Annotated in this window: 20 protein-coding genes; 10 read left to right on the top strand and 10 right to left on the bottom strand. The window is 57.6% G+C overall.

Annotation, left to right across the window (positions count from 1 at the left end):
• Positions 1–181 precede the first annotated feature (181 nt).
• The 5 genes from HUW35_RS07440 (at position 182) to HUW35_RS07420 (ending at position 4075) form a co-directional block, all read left to right on the top strand.
• A complete protein-coding gene (locus tag HUW35_RS07440) occupies positions 182–559 on the top strand; it encodes a VOC family protein (RefSeq protein WP_181254954.1) in 378 nt (125 codons plus the stop codon).
• A gap of 376 nt (positions 560–935) precedes the next feature.
• Complete coding sequence (locus HUW35_RS07435; RefSeq protein WP_181254953.1) at positions 936–1787, top strand: MipA/OmpV family protein; 852 nt, start codon at positions 936–938, stop codon at positions 1785–1787.
• 1 nt (position 1788) lies between these two features.
• Positions 1789–2154 (top strand): DUF3019 domain-containing protein, encoded by a 366-nt coding sequence (locus tag HUW35_RS07430; RefSeq protein ID WP_181254952.1) that lies wholly within the window; start codon positions 1789–1791, stop codon positions 2152–2154.
• The gene (locus tag HUW35_RS07425; protein WP_181254951.1) at positions 2154–2894 is read left to right on the top strand and encodes a response regulator transcription factor; all 741 of its coding nucleotides are present in this window, start codon (positions 2154–2156) and stop codon (positions 2892–2894) included. The genes HUW35_RS07430 and HUW35_RS07425 overlap by 1 nt, the downstream gene beginning before the upstream one ends.
• Positions 2894–4075: an ATP-binding protein gene (locus tag HUW35_RS07420; protein ID WP_181254950.1), complete on the top strand. Its 1182-nt coding sequence runs from the start codon at positions 2894–2896 to the stop codon at positions 4073–4075. Before HUW35_RS07425 ends, HUW35_RS07420 begins: the two co-directional genes overlap by 1 nt.
• Positions 4076–4084: 9 nt before the next feature.
• Here the strand turns inward: HUW35_RS07420 and HUW35_RS07415 are convergent, their stop codons facing one another.
• Positions 4085–5278, bottom strand: a complete 1194-nt coding sequence (locus tag HUW35_RS07415) for a TIGR03032 family protein (RefSeq protein WP_181254949.1) — start codon at positions 5276–5278, stop codon at positions 4085–4087.
• A gap of 341 nt (positions 5279–5619) precedes the next feature.
• Here HUW35_RS07415 and HUW35_RS07410 point away from each other — a divergent pair, with 341 nt between their 5' ends.
• Positions 5620–8100, top strand: coding sequence for a transporter substrate-binding domain-containing protein (locus HUW35_RS07410; RefSeq protein ID WP_181254948.1), 2481 nt, complete (start codon positions 5620–5622; stop codon positions 8098–8100).
• A 432-nt stretch (positions 8101–8532) separates the two neighbouring features.
• Positions 8533–10341, top strand: a complete 1809-nt coding sequence (gene typA / locus HUW35_RS07405) for a translational GTPase TypA (RefSeq protein ID WP_181254947.1) — start codon at positions 8533–8535, stop codon at positions 10339–10341.
• Between the two features lie 66 nt (positions 10342–10407).
• Here typA and HUW35_RS07400 read toward each other — a convergent pair whose 3' ends face one another.
• The 3 genes from HUW35_RS07400 to HUW35_RS07390 all read right to left on the bottom strand — a co-directional run bounded on the left by HUW35_RS07400 (position 10408) and on the right by HUW35_RS07390 (position 14476).
• Entirely contained in the window at positions 10408–12942 is a 2535-nt protein-coding gene (locus HUW35_RS07400) for a TonB-dependent siderophore receptor (RefSeq protein ID WP_181254946.1), read from the bottom strand.
• Between the two features lie 270 nt (positions 12943–13212).
• A complete protein-coding gene (locus tag HUW35_RS07395; RefSeq protein WP_181254945.1) occupies positions 13213–13776 on the bottom strand; it encodes a glutathione S-transferase family protein in 564 nt (187 codons plus the stop codon).
• A gap of 157 nt (positions 13777–13933) precedes the next feature.
• On the bottom strand, positions 13934–14476 hold the full coding sequence (locus HUW35_RS07390) for a macro domain-containing protein (RefSeq protein ID WP_255463543.1): 543 nt from the start codon (positions 14474–14476) through the stop codon (positions 13934–13936).
• Positions 14477–14526: 50 nt separating this feature from the next.
• Here HUW35_RS07390 and HUW35_RS07385 point away from each other — a divergent pair, with 50 nt between their 5' ends.
• Together HUW35_RS07385 and HUW35_RS07380 are read left to right on the top strand one after the other, a co-directional pair.
• A complete protein-coding gene (locus tag HUW35_RS07385) occupies positions 14527–15666 on the top strand; it encodes a diguanylate cyclase (protein ID WP_255463542.1) in 1140 nt (379 codons plus the stop codon).
• A gap of 170 nt (positions 15667–15836) precedes the next feature.
• Entirely contained in the window at positions 15837–16265 is a 429-nt protein-coding gene (locus HUW35_RS07380) for an Hsp20/alpha crystallin family protein (protein WP_181254942.1), read from the top strand.
• Between the two features lie 128 nt (positions 16266–16393).
• Here HUW35_RS07380 and HUW35_RS07375 read toward each other — a convergent pair whose 3' ends face one another.
• Complete coding sequence (locus tag HUW35_RS07375; RefSeq protein WP_181254941.1) at positions 16394–16783, bottom strand: thioesterase family protein; 390 nt, start codon at positions 16781–16783, stop codon at positions 16394–16396.
• Between the two features lie 235 nt (positions 16784–17018).
• On the opposite strand from HUW35_RS07375, the gene HUW35_RS07370 reads away from it, so the two are divergent.
• Positions 17019–18698 (top strand): NAD-dependent malic enzyme, encoded by a 1680-nt coding sequence (locus tag HUW35_RS07370; protein ID WP_181254940.1) that lies wholly within the window; start codon positions 17019–17021, stop codon positions 18696–18698.
• Between the two features lie 139 nt (positions 18699–18837).
• Here the strand turns inward: HUW35_RS07370 and HUW35_RS07365 are convergent, their stop codons facing one another.
• The 5 genes from HUW35_RS07365 to HUW35_RS07345 form a co-directional block, all read right to left on the bottom strand.
• A complete protein-coding gene (locus HUW35_RS07365; protein WP_181254939.1) occupies positions 18838–19614 on the bottom strand; it encodes an outer membrane protein in 777 nt (258 codons plus the stop codon).
• A gap of 262 nt (positions 19615–19876) precedes the next feature.
• Positions 19877–21760, bottom strand: a complete 1884-nt coding sequence (locus HUW35_RS07360; protein WP_181254938.1) for a DUF885 family protein — start codon at positions 21758–21760, stop codon at positions 19877–19879.
• A 156-nt stretch (positions 21761–21916) separates the two neighbouring features.
• Positions 21917–22771, bottom strand: coding sequence for a mechanosensitive ion channel family protein (locus tag HUW35_RS07355; RefSeq protein ID WP_219932664.1), 855 nt, complete (start codon positions 22769–22771; stop codon positions 21917–21919).
• A gap of 206 nt (positions 22772–22977) precedes the next feature.
• Positions 22978–24000: an NAD-dependent epimerase/dehydratase family protein gene (locus tag HUW35_RS07350; protein ID WP_181254937.1), complete on the bottom strand. Its 1023-nt coding sequence runs from the start codon at positions 23998–24000 to the stop codon at positions 22978–22980.
• 49 nt (positions 24001–24049) lie between these two features.
• Positions 24050–26173 carry a prolyl oligopeptidase family protein gene (locus tag HUW35_RS07345; RefSeq protein ID WP_181254936.1) on the bottom strand — a complete coding sequence of 708 codons (2124 nt, stop codon included), beginning with the start codon at positions 26171–26173 and terminating at the stop codon, positions 24050–24052.
• Positions 26174–26216: the final 43 nt, after the last annotated feature.

The raw sequence follows: 26216 nt of genomic DNA, 5'->3' as shown, positions 1-26216 counted from the left end.
GGAGCGCCACTTAACGAATCAGTGTGGCGCTGCTACCCGGACAACCGGCAATTCACCTGCGCATGGGAACAGGCGCGACCGCATTCAGACCACCGCAGCGCCTGTTTCACTCCACCGCTTTTTCCACTAAGCTCGACGTCGATTTATTCCCCAAACATGGTCCAAACCACAAGGAATTTCGATGTTCAGTCACGTTATGCTCGGCGCCAATGATATTGAGGAATCCAAGGCATTCTACGATGCGATCCTCGGCGTGCTGGGTCACAAGCCCGGTGTTATCGATCCCAAAGGCCGCTGCTTTTACTTCACCGATACCGGCGTATTTGCACTCACCAAACCCATCGACGGGGAAGCGGCCAGCTGCGGCAATGGCAGCACCATCGGTTTTGCGGTAGAGAGCCCGGAACAGGCCGACCTGTGGCACGCTGCAGGCATCGCCAACGGCGGCGCTCCCTGCGAGGATCCGCCCGGGGTCCGCGAGGGCGGCGACATGAAGCTGTACCTGGCCTACCTGCGCGACCCATCCGGCAACAAGATCTGCGCACTGCGCCGCCTGTAAGCCTGGTTCAGGGCTTCCCTGTTCCCGAGATCAAAAAGCCCGGCCCAAGCGCCGGGCTTTTGCGTTTTTGCCGCTGTATTTTCGACAACTCCAGCTGAACCCAGCCCCCCCTGAAAGCCCACGCTGAACCGGAAGAACAACCACGCTAGCCCCCCAGGTGCAGCAGATAAAAAACCGACTGCCGGGTCCAAAAACCACAGCAGCCAATTTGTTTGACACTCGTCCTAATTACCGAAATATATTCGGCCGGGAACAGATTTGTAACAGTTTGTAAGGTTTTTTGAGCGGCTCTGGAGCGACCTGTGACCCTGTGATACAAAAGTTCAAAAATCAACCAGCATCAATACCTGAAAGCTGTGTAGCAACCCCGGTTCACATGACCTCGATGACCAAGTTCACCCCGATCGCTCTGCTGATGTACCTGGCGCCACTGTTTGCCACCGGCGCCACCCCGGCGGAAGTCCAAGCGCCAGAGTGGGAAATCAGCCTCGCCACCGGCTACGGGGTAGTAGAGAACCCTATCGAGGGAAAGCGCGACGGGGAAACCTATTTTCTCCCAAATTTCAGCTATTACGGGGAACGTTTTTTCTTCAGCAATCTCACTGCGGGTTACACCCTGCTGGAAAACGAGAATATTTATCTCGACCTGGTTGCGCGCCCCAATGAAGACGGCCTTTATTATCAGCTGGACAAGAACACCACTGCCAGCGATGGTCTGCTGAGCAACTTTATGACGCACTTCCGGGCCGCCGCGGATCCAGCGGATGTGGAGCGCAATGTGTCAATCGTCGCCGGCCCGAGTTTTACGCTGGTGTCCGACTGGGTGGACGTTTCCTTTTCCTGGTTTCACGACGTCAGTGATGTGCACCACGGCAGCGAAACCCATTTGAGTTTTGACAAGCAGTACCCCCTGTTTGGCGGGGCTATCGGGTTCGGAATAGGCGCGACCCAGAAAGACGCGGATCTGGTGAGCTATTACTACCAGTTCACCGAGCAGGAAGCGGGTATTTACTACAATCGGTACGCGCTCGCCTTCCCTGCGGCTGATGCAACCGACACATACGCGCGCCTGCATTTTTCTTACCCCCTGAGCAAAAACCTCGAGCTGCGTCTGGCTGCGCGTTACAACCGCTATGACGAGGCGGGAAGAAACCCGCGTTTTATCGAACACCCGCAAACACTCAACTGGTTCGCCGGTGTGCAGTACACCATCGGTAGCGGGCAATAACATGATGTGGCGAATACTTTTGCTGCTGCCATCCCTGCTACCTGCGCTACCGCAGGCCGCAGACCTGCAACTGATACCCAGTGTTTGCGCGGTAGACGAGACCGAATCCCGCTGCAGTATTTCAGTAAAAATTCATTTTGATGCGGACGACAACAAGCGCTACTGCCTGTCCATCGTCGGCAGGGGACTGGTGCGCTGCTTTTCCGGGGACAACGACGATCTCGAAGTATTTATCAGCAGCGCCAACGACACCCGCTTTCAGGTAACTTCCAGTGAAAGTGGGGAGGACGTCGCAGCAGCAATCCTGAAAGTCGCCCAATACCAACCCAAACGCCATCGCCGTCGCTACGGCTGGGGCCTACTGTAATGACATCCGCAAGCAAACCATCCACAGCAGAGACAGAAAGAGCACCGGGTAATTACCGTATTTTACTGCTGGAAGACGATGAGCAGCTCGCCGAGCTGATCGTGCGTTTCCTGTCCGAGCGGCACTGCGCAGTCACCTACGCCGCCAATGGTCGCGATTTCATGAAGGCCGTGCACCACAAAGATTATGACCTGATCATTGCCGACGTGGTGCTGCCAGATGCCAGCGGGTTCAAACTGCTTGAGCAGTTCCGCAGCCAGCTCAGCTGCCCGTTGATTTTCCTCAGCGCTCTCAGTTCTGTAGATGATCAGGTAACCGGCCTGCAACTCGGCGCCAACGATTACCTGGTAAAACCGGTCGATCCGCACTTGTTGTGGGCAAAAATCGAGGCCCATCTGCGCACTACCAACAGCAAGACACCGAGCACTGCCAGCATAAAATTCGGCCCACTTAGCGTCGACCTGGTAAGCCGCCAGGCGCTGGTGCGCGACCAGCCGCTGCCGCTCACTACCAACGAGTTCGACCTGCTGCAAATTTTTGCCGAGCAACCGGCGCGCCTGCTGAGCCGGGAATACCTGTTCCGGCGGGTGATCGGACGGGAATTTGACGGGCTCGATCGGGTGATCGATATGCGCGTAAGTCGCCTGCGCAAAAAACTGGATGCCATTGCCGACGGCGTCGCCATCCAATCCATCCGCGGTCGCGGATACTCCCTGAATACCGTGCACGGCGCACCCTGATGCGCCTGCAGATGTTGCGCCTGGTCAGCGTTCTCGCACTGGCTCTGGTGGTGGTCTACTCCTCGGTCGCAGCACTGTATAACCTCTACTCCACCACGCCTGAGGAATACACCATCAGTGCCGCGCAATTGGCGCAGGCACTGGAGCGCAGCGATGCCCCCCTGGCACAGAGCTATCCCGCGGACGCCATTCATTTTTCCAGCGCGTTGCGCGAGCGCCTGGATGCAGGTGAGGTTATTGGGCTGGCTGCGGGCGATGACCAGATTCTGTTTTATCATCGGCACGACAATACGGTGCTGGAAATCGGCCCCTTCCCCCACGAGCAGGCCCAGAGCGTAACCCAGTGGCGACTGCTGTTTATCGGCGCCATGCTGGTCGTTTTACTGTTGCTGACGTGGCCGATGTTCAGCGATCTCAATCGCCTGCAGAACCAGGCGATTCGCTTCAGTAAAAAGCCTTTCCATATCCCCGATCAGTTCAGCCGGCGCTCGACGATATTCCCCCTGGCGGAGACCTTCCGCCGCATGGCAAATATCGTTACCGGTCACTTCCAGATGAACCAGGATCTAGCGCGCACCATCGCTCATGAGATCCGCATGCCACTGGCGAGAATCAAGTTTCAGCAGGCACTGGCAGACAGTGATTCGGAAAGTGCGCTGGTGATTAACCGGGCCACGCGGGATATCGAACAACTGGTGGATAAATATCTGAACTTCGCCAGGGTAGAAGTGCACGAGCAATTCCTCGCGCGGAAATCCATCTCCCTCGAGACATTTTTTACCGAGCTCGGGTCGCATCTGGAAACCCATTGCCCCGATCTGGAAATTGCCTATTATTTTCCCGACAAGCACGCCTGGCTTGAGCCGGACTCGCTGACCATTGCGATCCAGAACCTGGTGGCCAACGCTGGAAAATATGCCCGCGACCGGGTGGATATACGCTTTGAGTTGCGCGCCGGCTTCTGTCATTTGTCGGTGGAAGACAACGGCCCGGGATTGGGCGGCGACGCCCTGGAATTGACTGACGCCTTTACCCGTTCAGCCACCGATGACCAGGGTTACGGCCTCGGGCTGTATATCGTGAAGAAGGTGATGATGTGGCACGAGGGTGAGCTGCTGCTGGATCAGTCACCCAGTCTCGGCGGTACCCGCGCCACACTGCGCTGGCCCAACCGGGCGTGAAATCGAAAATCAGCCTATGGCCTCGGCATCAGCGACTGTGGCGGTGGCATCTTCGAACGTGACCATGGAGCCGCTTTCTTTGCTCTGCTGATCGATGGCCATGGGGCAGCGGGTACCCGGCAGCACAGTGAGGTCGAACAACTCTTTTACCGGTCCGTCGAGACGGATCCAGTGCTCGAGGTTGCCGTTTTTGAGGTTGATGAACTGTACACCGCACCAGGCCTCATAGTCTTTATCTGCCAGGTTCTGATCCAGCTCAAGCCCCTCAAAACGCTCGTGACGAGCCTTGGAGAGACCGACGATCGCATAGTCCCCGAGAATTGCCAGGCCGCGGGCAAAGCCCGGGCAAAAAGTGTGTGGCACGAAACTCCTGGTCTCGAAATTCACGTAGCCCAGGTAGCCAGTGCCACTGTTAAGCACCCATAACCTGCCATTCACCCAGCGCGGTGAGTGCGGCAGGGACAACCCCTGACACACAACCTCGTTGGTCTCTACATCGATAATGACCCCGCCGTTGTCGCAGCGCGCGCGCCAGCCATCGATGATGTCGGACTGGCATACCGCACTCACGTACTTGGGCTTGCCGTCCATCATCGCCAGGCCATTCAGGTGGCAGCGGTCTCCCGGCGCGATCTGACTGATGAAGTCCGGCTTCCAGATTGCGCGGAAGCTGCGGGTCAGGCTCGGCTCCGCCAGACAGTTGTAGCGGGTATTGACGAATACGACCTTGCCGTTTTTCTGGACGCCCAGCTCGCGGACATCCACCCCGCCGGTAAACTGCAGGTTACGCGGGACGTAGCAGGCATCGAAAACCTTGCTTGCCACCTGTCCCGGCTGCAATACGTTCTCAAAACGCCAGATCTGATGCAGGCCACCCATGTATATGCGATTGCGGTTGCCCACGATACCCATGGCGCGCTGGAAGATACGCTCGTGGAAGGACAGCCTGCCGCCAGGCTCGGCGCCCACCATGTAAACGCGGCCGGACTGACAGGAAGTGAACGCGATGGACAACTGGCGCTCGTGCATCCACTGAGCAAGTTCTGCAGAGCAGGATTTGCGCACCGGTTCCGGCTGGGGCTTCTGCGGCTCGTCGGCGGCGGGATCGGTGGGCTGTTCTGGCTGATGTCCCTGTTGCGCGGTGTTGCCTACCCTGTCTGCCGCCAGCTTTTCGGGTTCGGCGGTTACTTCTGCGTCACTCATTTCGGTACCACGGAGTTACTTCAGGGGCCGAAGCCGCGCCCCCTCTCATTGTTCTCACTTGCCAGGTTTTCCGGCAACGCGGGACTGTAACGCGCCGGCACGAGTGACCCGCGGGACCGACTGTAACAGTTTGTAGCAAGACGCGACTCCAGGCAGGCTGCAGGCCACTTGCGCGGTACGGGACCAACTTGCACGAAAGAGGTGTCCCTCATGACCATCCCGATTTGCGCCAGTGTCAGGCCAAGTTGCCACACCGCCGAACCAAAATGTAAGCATCCACAGCGGGATGCGCGCCTATGGCTAAACTAAAAATATCCGTTTAAGTGAAGCCGGGAGGGCAGATGCGACATATCCTGCGGACATTCACAGGTCTCTGTGTGCTCTGCATATTGATTGCAGTGACTGGTTGCGACCGTCCGCCGGAAAATTCAACCATCGAGCGGAATACCGAACCCGGCGCCATGGCCGGCGAAGAGCGCGAGGCTTCTGCCAATAGTACCACTGCCGATGGCACTGAGACTGTCCCCGCCGAGGCGGACCAGGCTACCGACACGGACCAGCCGGCCGGGGCGGAGAAAACTTCGGAGAAAAACGTACCCCGCGAAAAGTTCACCGGTCAAGCAGCAGAAAAAAATGACCTGCGCCCAACAGCCGACTGGGCGCCGGACACCACCGGTGAGTTTCCCATTGGTGCGTTCAACAACTACATCGAGAAGGGCGATCTGGACGCGCTTCGCAAGCGGGGAAAACTGCGTATTCTCACCGATGTTGCCAATACAGATTCGCTCCACCGCGCGGCAACCCAGCAGGACATTGAAATCGAATTGGCAAAGCAGAAAGCCGAAATATTGGGGCTCGAACCTGTTGTGCTGATTGTAAATAGTTTCGACCAGCTCATTCCCAAACTCATCGCAGGGGAAGGGGACATCATCGCCAATAATCTGGTGCCCACCAAAGAGCGAGCGGAAATCATTGACTTTACCCGCCCAACGGGAACAACCCACGATACTCTTATATCCCAAGCCGACGTCGCTGAAGTCAAATCCGATGACAAACTGGCAGGCAAAACCCTTGCGGTCACCAAAGGCACGGTTTTCGAGACGCGAGGGCACGAGCTGGCCAGTCAGCATCCGGGACTGAAGCTCGAGGTTGTGGAAAAAAACTATGTGGAGCTAGCGCTCGATGTGTCACTTGGACATATCGACTTCACGATTATCGATGAGCAGATTTTCGACCTCGTCCAGCAATTTCGCGACAATCTCAAAAAAAATATTGTATTCGAGCGGGAAGACCCGCTAACGATTGGCATCCGCAAGGATTCACCACAACTCAAAGCAGCACTGGATGCAGCAATTCGCAATATCAAGCTTACCAACCCCTACGCGCGCCACCTGGGTGACCTCGACAAGATCAAGGAGCGAGGCGTATTGCGCGCAGTAACCCGCAACCACCCCGGCACCTATTTCATGTGGAAGGGAAGGGTGATGGGTTATGAATATGAACTTTTGCAAAAGTTCGCCAAGTCCCTCGATGTGCGACTTGAAATCATTGTCGCGCCCACGCACCGGGAAATTTTTACCATGGTCCGGGACGGCAAGGCCGATGTCGCTGCCAGTCTGTTATCCGCCACCAAAGCACGGGACGAAGCCGGTATGGATTTTGGCCCCGCCTATATGAACGAAAAGGTGTCTCTGGTTGGCCGGCCCGACGAAAAGATTGAAAAACTGGAAGACCTGAATGGCAGAAGTATTCATCTGCTGCGCTCAAGTAGCCAGTTTGAACTGCTGATGGAGCTGTTTGCTGAGCACCCCGAGTTAAAGGAAATAAAAATCGACATCACCCTGGTACCCGAGGACCTGACCATCCCGCAAATTCTTGACCGCGTCGCCGATGGAGACTACGACCTCACCATTGCCGATGACATCACCGTGCGCCTGGAGCACCACTGGCGCGATGATGTGGTCAACGTCTTCGACCTCCACGTCGAAGACAACTACTACGCGTGGATGGTGCGCGAAAGCAATCCGAAGCTTTTAGAGGCGGTGACCAAATTTTTCAACGACCCGAAAATCGTCAAGCTGCGCCAAACACTGTTCCACAAATATTTTGACGAACCAAAGCGCACCCGTGACGAAATCAAATCACTGAGCATCAAGGGCGAAATATCGCCGTTTGACAAGCTAGTGAAAAAATACGCGGATGAATACGACTTCGACTGGCGCCTGATCGTGGCGCAGATGTTTCAGGAAAGCACCTTCAACCCCAAAGCCAAATCCTGGGTCGGGGCGCGTGGCCTGATGCAGGTAATGCCCGATACGGGCAAGCAGGTTGGTGAAAAAAATCTGTTCGACCCGGAAACCAGTGTGCGTGCCGGCCTGAAATATCTGAACTGGTTGCACCGCAAATTCGAAGACAAGGGCATCAGCCCGGAAAACAAGATGTGGTTTACCCTCGCCTCCTATAACGCAGGCCTGGGGCACGTCTACGATGCGCAGGACCTCGCCGAGCAGAAGGGCTGGAACCGAAAAGTCTGGTTCAACAATGTGGAAAAGGCCATGCTGCTGCTTTCCGAGAAAAAATATTATTCCAAGGCGCGCTATGGATACGCCCGGGGCCGAGAGCCTTATGACTACGTGCGCAAAATTTCACAGCGCTTCCGCACCTATGCGGCATTACTGGAGGCATACCAGCGGCAGCAGGAAGTTGGCGCCATCAACTGTGCGATTGCGTCGGCGTGGCCGGATTGGCTCCGCAGCGCCGCAGGGCCTTGCTCCCCGGCATTGACCAGGGAGCCGAATCAGCGGGCGAGTCTTTCACCCTAAACTACCCTGGATCACCGTGAACCAGCGGCCATGTGCTGCCGCATAGCGACGCCGGTCCAAGGTGGTCACCGCAGCCAGAGCCATCAGGCCAGCAGCACTATTTTGTTGCCTGTAGCCGCACCTGGTGAGGACTCCAGACCAGCCAGGACACCTTAAAAGAGATCAATAATGCGCGCTTTGACAAAGCGGCCGCCTCGACGTCACCGTGCGCCAGGGCCGAAATAACGCCATCTGAATCCCGAAACCGCACAAATTTCCGCCAATCCGACTCCCAATTGCCACACATCACCTCTATAATGCGCGCGCCTTGGCCGGATAGCCGCTGTTTCTAACCTCAGCCCAGTCCCCGCCTGACCAAATTCTCCGGTGTGATCTGCCTCTATTGATAGCTCGCAGGCACACCCAATCACGCATTACGCCCAGAGGCCCCCAGTGATAGACAATCTTCGCAATATCGCGATCATCGCCCACGTTGACCACGGTAAAACCACCCTGGTAGACAAGCTGCTGCAGCAGTCCGGCACCCTCGACCGCCGCAGCGCCGACTCCGAGCGCGTGATGGACTCCAATGACCAGGAGAAAGAGCGCGGTATTACCATCCTCGCCAAGAACACCGCGATCCGCTGGAACGACTACCGCATCAACATCGTGGATACCCCCGGGCACGCCGACTTCGGCGGCGAGGTAGAGCGCGTACTGTCCATGGTGGACTCGGTACTGCTGCTGGTGGACGCGGTTGACGGCCCCATGCCGCAGACCCGCTTCGTGACCTCCAAAGCCTTTGAACAGGGCCTGAACCCGATCGTGGTGATCAACAAGATCGACCGCCCGGGCGCGCGTCCGGACTGGGTAATGGACCAGGTGTTCGACCTGTTCGACAGCCTCGGCGCCACCGAAGAGCAGCTGGACTTCCCGGTTATCTACGCTTCTGCCCTGAACGGTATCGCTGGTCTCGACGAGACCGATATGGCCGAAGACATGTCTCCGCTGTTCCAGATGATCGTCGACAAGGTTGAGCCGCCCAAGGTAGACCTGGACGGTCCCTTCCAGATGCAGATCTCCGCACTGGATTACAACAGCTACGTGGGTGTAATCGGCGTGGGCCGCATCAAGCGCGGTACCCTCAAGCCGAACCAGCAGGTGGTAATCCTCGACCGCGACGAGAACAAGCGCAAAGCCAAGGTGCTGCAGGTAATGGGTTACCTGGGCCTCGAGCGCGTGGAAGTCGAGCAGGCCAGCGCCGGCGACATCGTGTGTATTACCGGTGTGGGCGAGCTGAATATCTCCGATACCCTGTGCAACCCGGACCACCCGGAAGCACTGCCCGCGCTGTCGGTGGACGAGCCCACCGTGAGCATGACCTTCCAGGTGAACGACTCCCCGTTCGCCGGTAAAGAAGGCAAGTACGTAACCTCGCGCAACATCAAGGATCGCTTGGACCAGGAGCTGATCCACAACGTGGCACTGCGTGTGGAGCAGGGCGATTCCCCGGACAAGTTCAAGGTTTCCGGCCGCGGTGAACTGCACCTGTCGGTACTGATCGAATCCATGCGTCGCGAAGGTTTCGAGCTGGGCGTATCCCGTCCGGAAGTGGTACAGAAGGAAGTCGACGGCGAGATCCACGAGCCCTACGAGGAAGTGGTCATCGACGTGGAAGAGCAGCACCAGGGTCCGATCATGGAAGAGCTGGGCCTGCGCAAGGCTGACCTCACCAACATGGAACCGGACGGCAAGGGTCGTGTGCGCCTGACCTTTATCGTACCGTCCCGCGGCATGATCGGTTTCCGCTCCCAGTTCCTGACCATCACCAGCGGTTCCGGCATCATGACCAGCATCTTCGACCACTACGGTCCGGTGAAGGTGGGCGATGTAGCCAAGCGTATCAACGGCGTACTGGTGTCCATGACCAAGGGCAAGACCCTGGCCTATGGCCTGTTCGCACTGCAGGATCGCGGCCGTCTGTTCCTGGGCCACGGTGAGGAAGTGTATGAAGGTCAGGTGATCGGCATTCACTCCCGCGGCAACGACCTGGTGGTCAACCCCACCAAGGCCAAGCAGCTCACCAACGTGCGCGCTTCCGGTACCGACGACGCGCTGACCCTGTCACCGCCCATCCGCCACACCCTGGAGCAGGCACTGGAATTCATCGAAGACGATGAACTGGTGGAAGTGACTCCGGAAAGCATCCGGATTCGCAAAAAAATCCTGCAGGAAAATATGCGCAAGCGCGCGAAGAAGTAATTCTTCAGGAAAATAAAAAAGCGCCCCAAGGGGCGCTTTTTTTAACCTGTAAAACAGAGAAATGAATTAGAACTCATAGCTCGCTTTCAGGTAATAGAAGCCACCGCCGATACCGAACGGGGAGGTTTCGTAGTACACACCGCCCAGCACGTTGTCCGGCGCTCCGACAATGGAGCCATCAATCTTGCCACCCTTCTCATCCAGCAGGTTGGACGCACCGGCGGTCAGGAAAATGGACTCGGTAGCCTGGTAGGAAGCCTCCATGTCCAGCGTGAACTCGGAGCCCAGCTGCTCACCAAACCAGTCGGCGTGTACGCCGACATACTCACCGTAGAAGTTTGCACGCACGAAGGCGCTGAGCTTGTCCCAGTTTTGCGCCATGGTGAAGGAAGCGCGGTGCTCCGGCAGTCCGCGCTCCAGACGAACCGCTTTACAGATTTCACCCTGGTTATTCACAAAGCCGCCGCCACAGGTAGCATCACCCCCTTTTACCTCGGTCTTGGTCCAGTTGTAAGCCATGCTGAAGTCGGTCGCACCACCAAACAGATCCGCACCGTAGGTTGCCACCACATCGACACCGGTGGTTTCGGTATCGAAATCATTGGCAAAATAGTTGATCTGCCCGATCAGTTCCGGATTGGGTACACCAGCGGCCGCCATCGCCGCGCGCTGGGCGTCGGAGGGTGCGGCGTTATCGGTCAGCGCAATACGGTCTTCCACTTCGATGTAGAAAGCATCGATGGTCAGGTCAACCGGTCCTGCGGACATAACCAGACCAGTAGCAAAGTTCACAGACTCTTCAGGCGTCAATTCTGCTTCACCCAGTTTGGGGGCCGGCAGGGTTTGTGCCTGGGTCAGCTGGCCGCCGACAATGGACGTTTGCGTGTTGACCACTGAGGACTGCCCCATGGTCGGCGCACGGAAACCGGTGCTGTGCGAGCCGCGCCAGGCCACGTTGTCGGTCAGCTGCCAGTTAAAGACCAGCTTGTAGTTGGCGGTATCACCGAAGGTATCGAAATCTTCGTAGCGCAGCGCGCCGCCCAGCAACAGGTCATCGGTTACCTGATTCTCCACGTCCATATACAGCGCGTAGTTGCGACGCTCAGCGGTGCCCGCTGAATCAATCGAGAAGCCGGCAAAACCGTGTGATCCGATATTGAAGCCCTGCTCGGCCAGCGGACCTACCTGCCAGGACATGCCCTCGCCGGCAATAATCTGGAAGGACTCTTCGCGCCACTCGGCACCCATTGCCAGGCTCACGGAATCAAACTGCTTTTGCAGGTCCAGGTTCAGGGTCTTTTCCAGCTGGATGTAAGCCCCGGTTTTGAAGTCGCGCTTGCTGTCCGGGCCAAACGACGGGTTGATGGTGTTGTTCAGACCGAATTCCGCTTCGTTGCGGCCCACAGAACCGCTGACGTCGTAATTCCAGCCCTGCATGAAGCCGTCGGTCAACTCACCGCGACGACCCGCAGTAATGGAAGTGTCGGTAATATCGCCGACAAAGCGCGGGGTGTAACCGCCGGGAATCATTTTGTTGAAGACGAAGCAATTCGCGTCGTCCAGCAGCCCCGAGTTCACCATATCGGAGCCATCCGCCAGCGGCGTTGTGCGGTAGGCATCGCAACTCGCCGCATTGCCGTCCAGTGCGCCGACCAGTCGAATGCCGTCGCCATCGGTGTAGACACCTTCACGACCATTCGGGTTACGGTAATAGAAACCGCCGTCGACCATACGGTTGGAGTAGTTGGCAAACGCGTAAATTTCGCTGCCATCTTTCAGGTCGATGCCGAAATTACCGAACAGGGTCAGGTCATCCTCGATCTTGGGGGACCCCCAGATTTGCGCCGGCTCCGCAATCGCCGTATTGCCGGCGTCGATCATTTCCTGTGCATCCGGGCGCTGCACCGAGCGCGAGGTATCGTCGGCATTCTTCAACTGGAAGCTTAAATTCAGGAAACCGGAGTCGGTCATGGGCATGCCATAGTTGCCCGCCATGGTCGTGGTCTGGCCGTCCCCTTCAAAAAATTCGCCGCTTTTGATTTCCAGGGAGCCCCCCTCGGCATTGTCTTTGAGCACGAAGTTCATCACCCCGGCAATAGCGTCGGAACCATACTGGGCTGCCGCACCGTCACGCAGAACTTCGACCTGCTTGAGCGCGATGCTGGGGATCACAGAAATATCCGGGCCCTGGGCGCCATCGTTCAGGCCGCCGCCCTGGAAGGCGATCACCGAGGCGCGATGGCGGCGTTTGCCGTTCACCAGAATCAGGGTGGAATCCGATGACAAACCGCGCATGTTGACCGGGCGGATCATCGAGGCAGCATCGCTAATCGGCTGGTCATGCACGTTGAATGAGGGAACCGAGCCTTTCAGTAAGTCGAGCATATCGCTGCTTCCCGATTTGGCCAGGTCATTCGCGTTGAGTACATCCACTGGTACGGGAGATTCTGTCACTGAACGGGGTTTGGTTCTGGAACCCACGGTAACCACTTCTTCTATCACTTCCTGGGCATCGCCGCTGGTCTGTGCAAATGCAGGCATTCCCAGGCTGCCAGCCAGTGCCACCAGGGAAAGCGAAGTAACTATTTGTTGGACCTTCATGGTTTCTCTCCAATAAGCATTTATTATTTTTTGGATCAAAATTTCAACGTATAGATTGATTCGTCAAAATTGTCGCGATGCACGCAAAGGGTGAAACAGTCACCCCTTGCGCACAAACCGATTGGAAAGCATTAGTGTGTTGAAGTCTACCGAAAGGCTCGCGACAAACAGTGTGAAAAAAACAGCAGAGTAAAGAAGACCAGTAAAGTCAGGTTTAAAATTCAGATGCGTCGCGCAACAGCAATTAATGACTTTATTGCCATTGTATCCTCACGCCTGGGGCGGCGCCGTCTCGACGAAAAATTCATCTTGCCCGGCGATTTCCAGCAGGCGCTGCAGGTTCGGATGGGAATCGATGGAAAAACGATTGCGGAATACACCCCAGGCCACCCCCACTGCCACACGGTAATCTGCGTCGCCCAAATTGCCGGTCTCGGGCAAAGGTGCGGAATTCAGCTCATCGAGAATTTTTTCAACACGCAGTTTCTGTCGGCGGGTATACACATTCGCATCGATATCCAGGCCGCTGCGCTCCAGTAGGAACAGGTTGATGGCCGCATCCATCAGCGTGTTGGCGAGACAGTACCGATCCAGATCCACTGCGTCGGGAATAAACTCTTTGCCGGATTTCTCGCGCACGTATTTTACGATCGAAGTGGAATCGGTGAGTTTTAGCCCAGCGTCTTCCAGAAAGGGAACACGCAGGGTAGGCGTGCCCGGCTCGGTGGTGCTGTGGATATCCAGCTCCACCATTTCCCAGTCAAGACCGGATTGCATTAAAGCCAGACGACAATGGCGCACGTAGGGTGAAGTCAGGCTGCCAAAAAGTTTCATAGCGATTCGTCCTTTTCCTTGTCCACTTTTTTAACAAAGTGGTCGATCATGGCGAAAAGGTGAGTCACCATCAATAGCTATCGGCTTTACAATTCAAGCTAGAGACTGCGGGCGCACAGTGCGCACTTAGCGCGGGAAGGTTTCCATTCCATTAACTTTAGAAAAATCGCTCGCGCACCTGCTGCCAGGTGCCAAGTGCGCTGCGGCTGTGCAGACACACGGTTATCAGGGGAAAGTCTTCCAGCGCCTGCTGCAACGTCTCCAACCCCTGATGCGCGGCGATTTCGTGGGGAAAACGATTGGTACCCGCGCCCAGGGCGGGGAACAACAAGCGCTTCAGGTTTCTTTCCCGCGCCAGTGCCAGCACGCTCTGATAACACTGGCGCAGTTGCGCGATACCCTTTGCTCCCCACTGGTCGCCACTGCTCCACTGGGGCGTGACGGTGTGTAACAGGTAGTGCACCGGCAGGTTGGGCGCACTGGTAATACGCGCCTCTCCGACCCCGCACTCGGGCTGTTGTGAGCACTCACTTACCAACTCTTGTCCGGCGCGATCGTAGATCTGTGCAGACAGTCCTCGTCCGCGAATCAGGTGTTTGTGTGCCGGACACACGAGTGCATCAGCCTCGATAGTGAGAACATTGTCACAAATCAGCTGCAGCTGTCCCATGGTGGCCTCCGCGCCAATCCCGTTCACCATTACTATAGCCTGCTGACTCCCGCGAAACGGGGCTTCCGAATTATCGGCCGATGGATCCGGCCGTAAACACAGTACGCCACATCATGGAAAAAACCGCAGAACAAAATCATCAGGCGTCCCCGCGGGATGTCTCCGCTGCCGATCCCGTTATCCAGGCCCGCGCACTTGAGCTGCGCCGACGTATCCAGGCCTCGGGGTACATGCTTATTTTCGCCCTAGCAATCACCGGTGCCATGGGCGTGATCGCCCTGATGGGCGCGGACCTGGTACTGGCCGCGACGCTGTTCTGTGTGGCCGGCGTGATTCTGCTGGCCTATGTCGGAGTAAACGTGGCAGGCCCGAGCCGCAAAACCCCGATGCTGGTCGGCGCGCTGCTGCTGGTGCTCTACTTTTACCTGTTGCTGTCAGGCGGGGTGAACAATACCGGCCTCATGTGGGCGGTGATGCTGGTGCCCGGATTTATCAACCTGTACGGCTACAAGTGGGGCACGGTCACTCTCGCCGGCGTTGGTGCCGCCACCGCGCTAATCCTGTTTTTTCCGGACTTTCCCGGCCTGCTCGCCCAGTACGACACAGCCCACCGCGCGCGGTTTATCGCGGTGTTTGGCGCGCTCACGGCGCTCACCGCAATCCTCGACAGCAGTCGTCACCAGACCCAGCAGATGCTGCACCGGCTCACCGCAGAGCTGGAAAACCACGCCTGTACCGATGCACTGACCGGACTTTCCAACCGCCGCGAGGCCTACAAAGCCATCGATGAGCTGGAGCGTCGCAACCGCGAATTGGCCGGGCGCTACACGGTACTGATTGGCGATCTGGACAGTTTCAAGGCCATCAACGATACCTTCGGCCACAGTTTCGGTGACCGGGTACTACAGGATGTGGCGAAAATACTGCAGGAAAATACCCGTGCCGACGATGTTGTGGCGCGCTGGGGCGGGGAGGAGTTTCTGATCCTGCTGCCAAACACAGACGTGGAAGGCGGCGGGGTACTGGCCGAAAAACTGCGCCACAAGGTCGAGTCACTCAGTGACCAGTACGAAGAAGCCGCCAAAATCTCCATCAGCTTCGGCGTGGCCGAGGGTGGCGCCGGCGCAACACAGGCCGATCACGGACAGCTGCTCGCCGAGGCCGATTCGAGGATGTACCGGGCCAAGGATGCCGGGCGCAATCAGGTGATCACCGCCTAAACCCGACGGCGGCACTGCGCTACCTTCCAGCACCCCCTCCAAGCAACCCCAAATCTCCGACCCCGACGGCCTGCGAAAGCGCAGGCCCCTCCCTATAATGTCAGCAGCCGCCCGGTGCGGATGTGCTTGAGCCCGCGCCGGAGAACGCAACTGCTCGGGAGGAAATCGCCATGAAACTGATTCCACGAGACACCATGCTCGATTTCGATGAAATCGTAGAGCAATTTTTCAATACCGGACAATCCCGGGGTGAGTCCCGCAGCGGGTTCTTTACCCCGAGAGTGGATATTCACGAGCGCAAGGACTGCTACGAGGTGAGTGCGGAAATGCCCGGCATCCGCAAGGAAGACCTGGACGTGACCCTGGAAAACGGGGTTCTGACCATCGAAGCGGAAATGCACCAGCACACCGAGGGCGAAGATGATCGCAAGGTGCTGCGTCAGGAACGTCGCTACGGCAAATTCACCCGCAGTTTCAATCTGGGTGAAGATATTCGCGAGGAGGATATCGATGCGACCTTCAAGGATGGCGTGCTGACCCTGACCGTGCCCAAGTCAGAGCCGAAGGAACCGGTCACCCACCGTATCCAGATTCACTGAATCGTACGGCTCAACACACGACAGCGGACAACAGGAAACAAAGGGCCGGCAGAGTCCGGCCCCTATGCCCCTGACCCGATACCCCTAACCTGACCCGATACCCCTAAATAGTATCGAACGGGCCAGGTTCAGGAGAGGTGAGCGAGGAGCTTTTCGCGGACTTCCGGTGGAATCTCCGCCTTGCACTGCTGCTTGTAGTCAAAGTGCACCATTACGCAGTCGCCCTGGGCCACCAGCTTGTCCTTCTGCCATACCTCCTGATGGATGGTCATGGAGGTATTGCCCACCGCTCGCAGAGAAGTGCGTACTTCCACCGGCGAGAACAGATAGATCTGCGCGACAAAATCCACATCCATTTTCTTCAGGATCAGGTTCCACCCGTCCAGCGCCAGATCGGGATTGAACAGCGCAAAGATCGGCGTGCGTCCCTGTTCGAACCATACTGGTACCACGGTATTGTTGATATGCCCGAGGGCGTCGGATTCACTGAAGCGGGGTTCAACCTGGTACGTGAACATCTTTATCCTCATGAACGGATGGGGTTGGGAAAGCGGAGTATTTAACCAGCCTGCAGCGCAATCGGCCAGCTGGGCCGAAACGACGGGCGATTTTGCCAATGCAAAAGACAGATTGGGCCAGATCAGCGTAAAATGCCGCACCCAGATTCGCTACGCTGGCGCAAGCATTCCGTAGCACCCGCCACCGTACAACGCCGTACAGCTTCCATTCTCTTTTTATTTACCGCCTATTTTTATGAGCCAGAAAGCTAAACGACCCCTGTATATTCCCCACGCCGGGCCATCCCTGCTGGAAATCCCCCTGCTCAACAAGGGCAGTGCCTTTACCCTGCAGGAACGCATCGAATTCAACCTGATTGGCCTGCTGCCAAACAACGTCGAATCCATCAGCGAACAGGTGCGTCGCGCCTACCACCAGTACCAGCAGTGCCGCACGGACCTGGAGCGTCATATCTACCTACGCGCCATCCAGGACGACAACGAGACTCTGTTTTTCCGCCTGATCGAGCAACATATCGAAGAGATGCTGCCGATCATCTATACCCCCACCGTGGGCGCGGCCTGTGAAGAGTTCTCCAATATCTACCGCAATCACCGCGGCCTGTTTGTGTCCTACCCGGACCGCAAGCATATGGACGACATTCTGCGCAGCGCGACTAAAGAGAACGTAAAGGTCATCGTGGTCACCGACGGTGAGCGCATCCTCGGCCTCGGCGACCAGGGTATCGGCGGCATGGGGATTCCCATCGGCAAGCTGTCCCTGTACACCGCCTGTGGCGGTATCAGCCCGGCCTACACCCTGCCGGTCACCCTCGATGTGGGCACCAACAACCGCACTCTGCTGAACGACCCCATGTACATGGGCTGGCGCAATGAGCGCATCTCCCAGGAAGAGTACGACGAATTCATCGAGGAATTCATCGCTGCGGTAAAGCGCCGCTGGCCCAAGGTACTGGTGCAGTTCGAGGATTTTGCCCAGACCAACGCCATGCCCCTGCTGAAGCGCTACCGCGACGAAATCTGCTGCTTCAACGACGATATCCAGGGCACCGCATCGGTGGCGCTGGGCACTATGCTCGCGGCGTGTAAGGCCAAGGAAGAGAAACTCTCCAAACAGAAAGTACTGGTGGTGGGTGCGGGCTCCGCGGGCTGCGGTATTGCCGAACAGGTGGTGTCGGCCATGGTCGGGGAAGGGCTGACGGACGAGAAGGCCCGCGAACGGATCTACATGTTCGACCGCTACGGACTGGTCACCAACGAAATGAAAGGCCTGCACGACTTCCAGGAAAAGCTGGCGCAAAGCACCGAGCGCTACCCACAGGCCCCGGAGTGGGATCTGCAGACCCTGATCGAGCAGGTGAAGCCCACCATCCTGATCGGCGTATCCGGCCAGGGCGGCCTGTTCACCCAGGCGGCCATTGAAGCCCTGCACAAGGGCTGCAAGCGTCCGCTGGTGATGCCGCTGTCCAACCCCACCTCGCGCGCCGAAGCCACACCACAGGAGGTACTGGAGTGGACCAACGGCGAAGCCATGGTCGCCACCGGCAGCCCGTTTGAAGCGGTGGAACTGAACGATAAAAAATACCCCATCGCCCAGTGCAACAATGTGTATATCTTCCCCGGCATCGGCCTGGGTGTAATCGCGTCTGGTGCCAACCGGGTGACGGAAAACATGTTGATGGCGGCATCCAACGCACTGGCAGAACATGCTCCGGTGGTGAAACACGGCAGTGGTGCACTGCTGCCGCCGCTGTCAGAAATTCGCGAGCTGGGCAAGGCCATTGCCATGGCAGTGGGCAAGCAGGCCCAGGAAGACGGTGTAGCCCCGGGGATTACCGAGGAAAAACTGGAAAAGAATATCGAGAAAAATTTCTGGTCGCCCAATTACCGACGCTACCGCCGCGTGGCGTTTTAAAAAAAACCCCTTTGCGGGAGGGAGCCGCAAAGGGGACAAGAGGGCACTCATGATCGATTGCGAGTGCGTGCGGAGTAGAAAATTCACAAGGCCTGCCTGCAAACCTTGTGAATTTTTCAGGTAAGGTTTGAAGACCCGATCAGAAGGTCCAGCGCGCACCGATTTCTGCTAACCAGCTTTCGTTTTCGATTTTGAAAGACGCCGGCAATAAGTTCGAATTGACCTCGATGTCGTCGGTCTGACGCCAGCGCAGCCCGCCAAAAAATTCCAGCTGTTCGTTACACTGATAATTGAGACCCGCCATCAACTGGTAGGCAAATACACTGTCATCGTCGTCGATGATAGACACCGCTGAAGGACTGTAATCCACGTCCACCCAGGCGTTACCCAAGCCCGCACCGATATATGGATTCAGCGACCAGCCCGCGTCGAAATCGTAATACGCATTCACGAACAGATAGTCGGCAGAAAAGTCGCCGCGCCCGTCTGCCACCAGGTCGGCAACGGAGATACCCAGGTTGCCCGGGGCACCGCTGACCAGCACACCAGCGTCTTCACTTCCCAAAGGGATATCCGCAGCGGACACACCAAAATGGCGATCCACGTCATGTTTGGCGTAGGCATACTCGGCTTCAAAACGCAGGGCGTCCATACGCCAACCCAGCGCAAGATTTACCCCGGCACCACTGTCCACATTGGTGCGCCACCGCACATCGGTACCAGCCGGCAGCGCGACGCCGGCAGGGATGGTGGTGCCCGGGCCGGTAACAAATTCGCTGGTGAAAGTGCCGTCGTTAACGGTGTCATCCATATTGTTGTAGCTGAGAGTGCCGCTGACATAAAAACCATCCGCATAAACCGCGGAGGAACCGAGACCGAGGGCAATAGCCAGAGCAAGAGACTTTTTCTGCAACATGATGTTTTCCCGTTGATCACAATTGGTGTCATTGCTACGCGACATCCTCGGCGTTGGATTCGGGAGAATTACATTGCAGTTTGAAAACCTGCCACTTTTCACAGATTGAGTAAGTGCGCATAAAAAACCTGATCCGGAACAGGATCTGTTGCGTAGCTGGTTTTTTATAAACCCAAGAAATAAAGTCGCGACCTTTTTTCCGCGCAAAAAAATGGCGGGCACTGTGGCCCGCCATTTTCCTGTGTGCTGTTAACCGCGTATGTTAATCAGCCTTGACGCTCTCAACCCAGTCATTGACGCGTTTTTCCAACAGCGGTAGCGGCAGTGCACCACCACCGAGAACCGTATCGTGGAAGGCGCGAATGTCGAACTGGTCACCCAGTGCTTCTTCCGCCTGGCCGCGCAGTTCTTCGATTTTCAGCATGCCAATCTTGTAGGAGGTGGCCTGGCCGGGAACCGTCAGGTAGCGACGCACTTCCGAACGCACCGCGCCCTCCGGGATTGCGGAATTATCCAGGAAGTACTGTACCGCCTGGTCCTGGCTCCAGCCCTTGGCGTGCATACCGGTATCCACCACCAGGCGAATGGCGCGCCACATTTCTGCGGTCAGACGGCCAAAATCCTTGTACGGATCCTGGAACTGGCCCATTTCCTTGGACAGCTTCTCGGAGTACAGCGCCCAGCCTTCCACGTAAGGCGTGAAATGCGCCTGGGTGCGGAACTGCGGAATACCTTCCAGCTCCTGGGCAATGGAGATCTGCATATGGTGACCGGGGATGGCCTCGTGGTAGGTCACGGTTTCCATATCGGTAGTGGACAGCGCGCTCATGTCAGACATGTGCACATAGTAGGTACCGGGGCGGGAGCCATCGGGAGTACCCGGAACATAGTGCTGGGCGCCGCCCGGCACTTCGCGGAAGGCCTCAACCCGCTTCACTTCAAGACCCGCCTTGGGCAGGATGCCGAAATATTCCGGCAGCTTCTTGTGGATATCGTCGATAAAGCCCTGGGTTTCTTCCAGGTACTGTTTGCGTCCCTCATCCGTGTTCGGATAGTAGAACTGGTCATCGGTGCGGATAAACGCGAAGAATTCGGTGAGGTCGCCGTCGAAGCCTACCTTGTCCTTGATGGCTTCCATTTCCTTGCGGATACGCGCCACTTCGTTGAGTCCAATCTCGTGCACCTGGTCCGCGGTCAGCGGCAGGGTAGTGTAGTTGGCGAGACGGTTGTTGTAGAAGGACTCGCCGTCCGGCAACTCGGATACGCCCTTGGGCTCCTCATCCGCGTTCACCCGATCTTCCTGCAGCCACGCAATATAGGCGTCGTAGGAAGGCTTCAGCTCTCCGCTCAGGGCCTTCTCCACTTGCGCCTGCAGGTCTTTGGCGGTGGCGTCATCGATGGTGCCCGCTTCTTTCAGCGCGGCAATTTTCTTCTTCGCGTCCGCCATCAGCGGTGCGTCGTCACCCTCGCCAAACGGCTGGCCGGAGGTGACCTTCTGTGCGCGTTCGATCGCCAGGTCGTAGGCGAACTGGGGCGGACGGATTTCCTTGCTGGCGGAATCCTGGGCGCGCTCCAGCAGCTGTCCGAGAGCGCGGCTGATACCGACGATACGGGCGATGTAGTCGCGCATATCCTGTTCACTGTCGACCTTGTGCTGGTTGATCAGGAAGGTGGGGAACTGCGCTTCCGGCCCGCCCAGCTCGCTGGCGAAGTAGGAGTAGTCCCAGAACGGCTGGTTGGCCTTTTCCTGCTCGTACTGGTGTACCCAAAGGTCATAGGACTCTTTGCCCGCCGGGGTCAGCTTGTCGTAGTCAAACTGTTCCTTCATCTCCTCGACGGTGGCTTTCTTCCACGCCAGCTCGCGCTCGGACGCGGCCTTGCTCATATCGTCGATTTTGTCGTACTGCTCCTTGCGACCCAGGTAGCTGAGCTGGATCGGGCTGAACTGCAGCTGCTCCTCGTACTTAGTGTCAAACCACTCGACCAGGCGCTTGGTCTCTTGCTGCTGGTCTCCGGCCTGGGTAGCCTGGTCTGAGGCCTGCGCCGAGGTGGCTTCGACACTGTCATTGGTCTGCTTGGGTTCTTCTGCCTGCTGACAGCCCGCAATCGCGGTCGCTATCACCAGACTCAGGAGCGTTTTACGCATAGGTATTTGCCTCTAGGGTTTTCAAGTCTTGTTGTTACACAGAGTGAAATAAAACGTGAAATAAAATTCAGCCGGCCAACATCGCATGCTGGCCCGGCCCGGTCGATACCGCTGCGACGAATTTACCGCCACGCGAGACCAGTGGTAAAACGGGGTTTATTGCTGCTCGAGGGTTTCCGCCTTGGTCAGCTTTTTTTCCGCGCCGTTCACGATATGCAGCTCCCGCTGTGGGAACGGGATAGTAAGCCCCTCCGCCTCGAGCGCGGGCTTGAGCTTTTTCATCAGTTCCCAGTACACATCCCAGTAGTCATCGGTCTTGGCCCAGGCGCGCAGGTGCAGGTTCACCGAGCTGTCGGCCAGGGCCCGCACGGCGTAGGCGGGTTCCGGGTCGGTGAGGATACGCGGCTCGTCGGCCACCAGCTGGCGCAGCACGCGCATGCCGGTTTCAATATCGTCGCCGTAAGCAATACTGGCGATGATCTCGATACGGCGGCTGGCGTTGCGGGTGAAATTGGTCAGGGTTTCACCCCAAACCTTGTCGTTGGGGGCGGAAATACGCAGGCCATCCGGGGTGTCCATCTCGGTGGTAAACAGGCCGATCTTGCGCACGGTGCCGATGGTACTGCCGAACTGGATGGTTTCTCCCACGCGGAACGGGCGCAGCCCGAGCAGCACGAAGCCGGCCGCAATACACTGCAGGGTATCCTTGAGTGCGAGGCCCACGGCAAGACCGGCGGCACCGAGCAGTGCTACCAGTGACGTGGTGTTGGCCCCGAAGATATCCAGCACCACCAGGCCACCGATGACGTAGGTACCCCACACCGCCAGGGTTTCCAGTACCGGCACCAGGGTTTCATCGATCCCGCGCTCGGTCAGGCGATTGACCGCGCGCGATACCAGCTTCGCCGCAATCCAGGTAACGATCAGCGCCAGCACTGCCCACAGTAGGTTGAGCCCCACGTCCATCACCACGGGCCACAGTTCTTCCATCTGCGCTTTCAATCCATCCACAATATTGTCTCCTGTTACCGGTGGCTATTGGCGATCAAGAATAAGGCACCGGCCGCAATGACGGCCAGGTAATCATAAAAAGCTTTCGTGTAATTCTTCCGACAGCAGGCGAGTAGACTACTGCGCACCGGAAAAGAAGTAATGCTGCACCAGCTGCAGTACCAGCAAGGTCATCACCAGGATAAAGATCAGGTTTTGGCGGTTCATCAATGCGCTCCCCCACAAGGTGCCTCAACGGCGAGCAGGCCCTCGGACACCAGCCAGTCTCGCGATTCGCGCAGCATATCCTCCAGGGAGAGGTCATTTCCATAACCCAGTTCCGCTGCTGCCTTACTGCTGTCGGCAACCACCCTGCGGGTGATCATCGCTGCTTTTTCCGGGGTCAGTGTCGGTTCGCGCCCGCTCACCCGGGCGGCGAGATCATTGCACTGCGCCAGCGCGCGGATCAGAAATGCCGGCGTGGTACGGGTGGGAACGGGTTTGCCAACGAGGCGCGCGATAATGCCGAAGAACTCCAGGAAACTGGCATCGGTGCCCGCGAGAATATAGTTTTCGCCACTGCGCCCCTTGTGAAAGGCATCGATATGCGCGCGCGCTACCGCGCCGGCATGGCAAAAGGAGCCGCTCCCCGGTGGCACGCCCGGCAGGCGATCTTCGGCGAGCATAAAGAAGGTCTGGGCCCAGCTGGATACATCGTACTTGCCGACAATGCCGCAGGGATTCAGGAATACGGCGTCCAGCCCCAGCGCCACTTCCTCACGCACTGCCAGTTCCGCGCGCTTTTTGCTGTACAGGTAGTGATGCCGGGGGTCATCCGCCAGCTTCGGACTGTCTTCGGTGATCGCTGTACGGTGGTAACCGTAGGCGGAAATGGAGCTGGTAACGATCAGCCTGCCCGGACGCTGCTGGGCGGCGAACTGCTGGCGCGCGACACGGGCGATATTGGCCGAGCCTTCCACATTGTCTCGCCATTGCTGGGCATTGCCACCGCGCCACATGCTCGTATTGGCGGCGAGGTGGAAGATGGCATCGACCTGCGCGGGCAGCGCGCGCTCGAGGGAGGCGACATCGTCCAGGGCCGCCTGTACTGGCGTTGCACCGAGGGTTTCCAGCCTGCGCACGTTGGCACCCGCACGATGCATGGCAGTTACCTGCCATCCGTCATTCACCAACTGTTCGATCAGGTTGGCACCGAGAAAGCCGGTGCCTCCAGTCACAAATGCCTGCATTGCGATTCTCTGATTCGTCGGGCGGCGGCGCCGCCCGGGAACTAAGAGACTACTCTATCTTCAAACCCAGTTCATGGGCGAGAAACGCATACTGGTTGGTAAAGTCTTCCACCTGCATCCACACCGGCTTGCCAGCTCCGTGGCCCGCGCGAGTCTCTACGGCGAGGTAAATCGGGTTATCGCAGCCTTGGTCGCGCTGCAGCGCTGCGGCAAATTTATAGCTGTGCCACGGAACCACGCGATCGTCGCGATCCGCGGTGGTGATCAGGGTCGCCGGGTAGCAAGTGCCTTTTTTGGTGTTGTGTACCGGTGAGTAAGCATAGAGCGCAGCGAACTCATCCTTGTTTTCCGACAGGCCGTAATCGCTGGACCACTGGCGGGCGTTGGCGGAAGCGGTGTGGTAGCGCAACATATCCAACACACCGACAATCGGCAGTGCCACCTTGAACAGCTCCGGACGCTGCACTTCGGTAGCGCCTACCAGCAGGCCGCCATTGGAACGGCCCATGATGCCGAGCTTCTCCGGTGAGGTAATCTTCTCTTCGATCAGCCACTCTGCCGCACCGATAAAATCATCGAACACATTCTGTTTCTGCAGCTTGGTACCGGCCTTGTGCCAGGCTCCACCGTACTCGCTGCCACCGCGCAGGTTCACCATGGCAAAGGTGCCACCCATATCCAGCCAACCGGCAAAGCGGGTGTAAAAGCTCGGCAACTGCGCGGCGTTGAAGCCACCGTATCCGTAAAGCAGCGTCGGATTTGCCGCGTCCTTTTTCAGCCCTTTTTTATGCACCAGGAACAGCGGCACACGGGTGCCGTCTTTGCTTTTAAAGAAGTGTTGGCTGATGGTGTAGTCAGAAAAGTCCGCGGGATATTCCGGTGCTTTGACCTTCTCCGTTTTTCCGCTGGCCACGTCCAGTTTGTAAATACTGGGTGGCGTTATGAAATTGCTGAACGAGTAGTAGGTCTCGCTGTCGTCGGGGTCGCCATAGAAACCGGCCACGGTCCCCATTCCGGGCAGCTTTAGCTGGTACTGCTGCCGGCCATTGAGATCCGTCACCACAACCTTGGATTTTGCGTCTTCCAGGTAATGCAGTACAAAGCGGCCACCAATCAGGCTCGCGCTCTGCAGGGCATCCTTCTGCTCGGGTACCAGGGTTTTCCAGTGCGCCCTGTCGGGCTGATCCAGGTCGATGGCAATAATGCGACCATTGGTGGCATTCGCATTGGTTTCAAAATAGAACGTCTTGCCCTTGTTGCCGAGATAGGTGTACAGCGCGTCCCACTCGTCCAGCAGTTTCACCGCTTTTGCATCGGGATCGGTCAGATCCTTGTAGTAAACGCCATTGCTGTCGTAGCCATCAAAAATCCCCAGGATCAGGTATTTACCGTCGTCACTGACTTCAGCACCCGGATTGCGGGTGGGGTGATCGGTAATTTCGTAGACAAGCTGGTCCTTGCTCTGGGGCTCGCCGATCTTGTGGAAATAGACTGAGACCTGCTTGCTGTCGTCGGCACTGCCGTCTTCATTGAACGGATAGCGGCTGTAGTAAAAACCGGATTCATCCTTGGCCCAGCTGGCACCGCTGAACTTGATACCGGTGAGGTGATCGGGAATCAGTCGCCGGGTCTTCAGGTCCCGCACGTGGTAGTCGGTCCAGTCGGTGCCGCCATCGGAGGTACCGTAGGCCAGGTAGCGCCCATTGGGGCTAACGGAGTAGCGCTTGGCGGCGATGGTGCCGTCTTCACTGAGGGTGCGTGGATCCAGTACCACATGTCCGTCTTTGGTGATATCGCGGGTGGTGTAAAACACACTCTGGTCCCAGCTGCCGTCGTTGTATTCGTAGAACACCTGGCCGGCCTTTTTGTAGGGCACGCCATAGCGCTCGTACTCCCACAGCTGGGTCAGGCGATCGTTGATCTTCTGCCAGCCCGGCAGCGCCTTGAGTTGCGGCAGGGAAAAGTCGTTCTGCGCCGTCACCCACGATTTCACCGCCGCGGATTCCTGGGCCTCCAGCCACCGGTAGGGATCACTGACTTCGGTACCGAAGTAGTCGTCTTTCTGGTCGACGGTCTTGGTTTCAGGGTATTCAGGCTGGCCCTCGTCGCTGACAGCGAACGCAGCCGCCACAGCAATACACACGGCACCCAGGGTGAAAGCGGTTTTCTTCATGGAGACTTCCGGTTTTTTATTGGCGATCAGTGGGCTAATCTAG

Origin of the sequence: Microbulbifer sp. YPW1 (assembly GCF_013367775.1) — a bacterium.
GTDB lineage: Bacteria > Pseudomonadota > Gammaproteobacteria > Pseudomonadales > Cellvibrionaceae > Microbulbifer.
This window is presented reverse-complemented; position numbering and strand designations above follow the sequence as displayed.